The 2,756-nt window shown below is 58.5% G+C and carries 2 protein-coding genes; both read right to left on the bottom strand.

Going from position 1 to position 2,756, the window contains the following annotated elements; all coding sequences use genetic code 11:
- A partial coding sequence (locus tag QZ540_RS08360; protein WP_294629158.1) for an ATP-binding cassette domain-containing protein occupies positions 1 to 1,583 on the bottom strand: 1,583 nt, incomplete at its 3' end.
- Positions 1,584 to 2,069: 486 nt separating this feature from the next.
- Positions 2,070 to 2,756 (bottom strand): NrtR DNA-binding winged helix domain-containing protein (locus QZ540_RS08355; protein WP_294629157.1); only part of this gene is annotated, 687 nt, incomplete at its 5' end.

Raw genomic sequence — 2,756 nt, 5'->3', positions numbered from 1 at the left:
GGCACCGGATTCGCCAGGAGCACCTGTGCCACCGCGGCACGGAAGCGCTCACCTCCGGATAAATCCCCAATGCGCTGATGTACGCTTTCGCGACGGAAGAGCAGGCGCGCCAGCTGGTCACGCAGATGCTGTTCGCTCGCACCGGGATTCGCCCTCTGTACGGTTTCAAGGAGGGTGAGCTCCGGGTCGAGGATGATGCGCTGCGGCAGGTATGCGGTGTTGTCCAGACGGTAGAGCACTTGGTACGCAGGCGGCACTGGGGAACGGTAGTCAGGGTCATTTGCGTGCGCTATCGCATTGAGAAGCACAGTCTTGCCACTGCCGTTTGCTCCCGTGATGTGCAGGTGTTCGGGTCCGGTCAGGATAAGAACCTCGGGAAAATCTTGGACTTGAAGCAGATAATCAACTTTATAAGGTTGTGTTTCACGTGAAACGGTGTTTTGGGTGTATGCCTTCTTAATGTCGGCGCTCTGCGGTGTAGATGCGCAAGAGTCGTTCTCCACCCGATGTAATTCCAGTACTTTCCGTCCCAGCGGGAGCGCATCCTGAGCAAGTTCCAGATAGATACGCTCCTGCGCGCGCAGGTTCTCTTGGGCTTCTCCAACTGCCGCACGCGCATTCGCCACCATGCTTTCGTGGGCTGTGTGAAGTTTCCCGGTAGAGCGCTCTGAACTGTTCTTATCCAGGCCCATAGCCATGCCAGGTTTCCGCTTTGACCGTTCAAATTCGCGACCTCGGCGGGCGTTGCGGTCGAGCTTAATCTGGTTCTCGGCGCGCTCACGCTCAGCCTTACGTGCCTCATTCTTCGCCTCGGTCACGCGACGCTGAGCTGCCTGCTGTTCGGTCTCCAGCGCCTGCCGGTAGGTGCTGTAGTTACCTTCGAAGATGCGCAGATGAGCCAGTCCCTGACGGTCGGCGTGAAGCTCGGCAATCACGTGCACGTGTTCCAGTAGGTCGCGGTCGTGGCTAATAATGAGCGCCGGGCAGGTGAGGGTTTCAAGAGCCGTATAAAGCCGATTCTTCGCCGAAGAATCCAGATTATTTGTGGGCTCATCCAGCAGAATGAACTCTGGGTCTGAACACAGAAGCGCGGTGAGTGCGGCTGTGACCGTCTGACCACCTGAAAAGGTGCTAAGGGGACGCATCAGAAGGTTGTGACGGGCCTGTGTATCGGTCGTAGTGAGGGCAGGACCAAAACCATGTTCGGCAAGGGCTACGAGGGTGCGTTCTTCAATATCCCAGGCGTCGCCTATGGTGTCGTAAAGGCTGGGGGAATAGTCGCCCGATTCCAGCGCATCAAGCGCCTGCAGTATTTTTGTAATTCCAAAAATATCGGCAAGATGCTGATGCCCACTCAACCCTAAATCTTGCGGTAGGTACGCTATGTGCGGTGGGGTGCTGATTATGCCTTGACTAGGGTTTATGTCGCCAAGAATAAGTCTGAAGAGGGTAGTTTTTCCGGCGCCGTTATCGCCGATAAGCCCGGTGAGTGGCGCAGAAAATACCGCGGAAAGGTCTGTGAAAAGTGGGGGCTCACCCGGATGTGCATACGAAATATGGTCGAGTGTAATGTGGTGTGGCATGGGCCGAGTTCCTTCGAATGGGTGCTCGGATTCCCGCCATCGTAGTGCACGTTAGGCATGAGAATATGAAAAAACCCGAGCGCGGTCTGTAGGTACACGTAAGCCCGGGTAGTGGGGTGGACGCATAAAAGCGCATTGACCTGGTGTCGTTGGATCCGGGCTTATGCTCGGTGGGTCATTTCTTTGATGCCTCCTAGATTCCGAAGGTCACCCCGGTCGCGCCTTGGGTGGCTTCGGTTCAACAATGCGTTCAGCTCGCAGGTTACCCCCACGGTGAGGTAGCGCGGATAGAGAGCTGAGGACTCCAGCATAGGGAGCGTGCGGGTGCTGAGTCAAACACCCTCCCGCAAAACCTTCTGACAAGTACCGATACCCCCTAGAGAGCACTGGAGAGTACTAGAGAACACAAAAGGAGGGGCGACACCAATCGGTGCCGCCCCTCCTTTTAAGCATTAAATCTGCGCGCGTACAACACGCGAAACGCTATTACGCTTCGTGGCGTTCACGGTACATACCCAGCGGGCCCGCATCCGCGTACGCCTGAGCGTCGTTGTAACGGTACAGGCGCGGCGGGCGGTGACGGGTGCCCTCCACGCGGCGGCCGGTGTCAATAATCGACTTCGACGCCGCAATCTGGCGGCGGAAGTTCGCCGGATCCAGGGTGCGACCCAGAATCGCCTCGTACACCTCACGCAGCTGCGCCAGGGTGAACTCCTCACCCAAGAAAGAGTGCGCAATACGCGAGTACTCCACCTTGTTCTGCAGGCGGTAGAGCGCGTACTCAATGATTTCGTTGTGGTCGAAGGCGAGCTCGGGCAGCTCATCCACCGGGAACCAGCGGATGTTCTCGTGCACGCGAGTGTTCGCGACCTCGGTGGCGGGAATCGACGCCCAGTACACCACGGACACCACGCGCTCATGATCAGTACCGGGTGCCGGTTCGGGCTCTCCCACAACGCGGGCGGCGCGCGCCTCGGGGGTGCGCAGAACGTCGCCGAACGCGTAGAGCTGCTCCAGGTAGCCGGGCTGCAGATTGGTTGCACGCTTCAGGGTCGAAGCCGCTGCCTCTTCGAGGGAAAGATTCGGGTTAAGCGGACCGCCAGGAAGTGCCCACTGGCCCTTATAGGGCTCGCGGAGGCGGCGAACCAGCGGCAGCCACAGGGTCGGGTGGGT

The organism is uncultured Rothia sp. (assembly GCF_916049665.1).
GTDB lineage: Bacteria > Actinomycetota > Actinomycetes > Actinomycetales > Micrococcaceae > Rothia.
The sequence above is the reverse complement of the archived record's forward strand: the minus strand, read 5'-3'. Positions and strand labels throughout refer to the sequence as shown.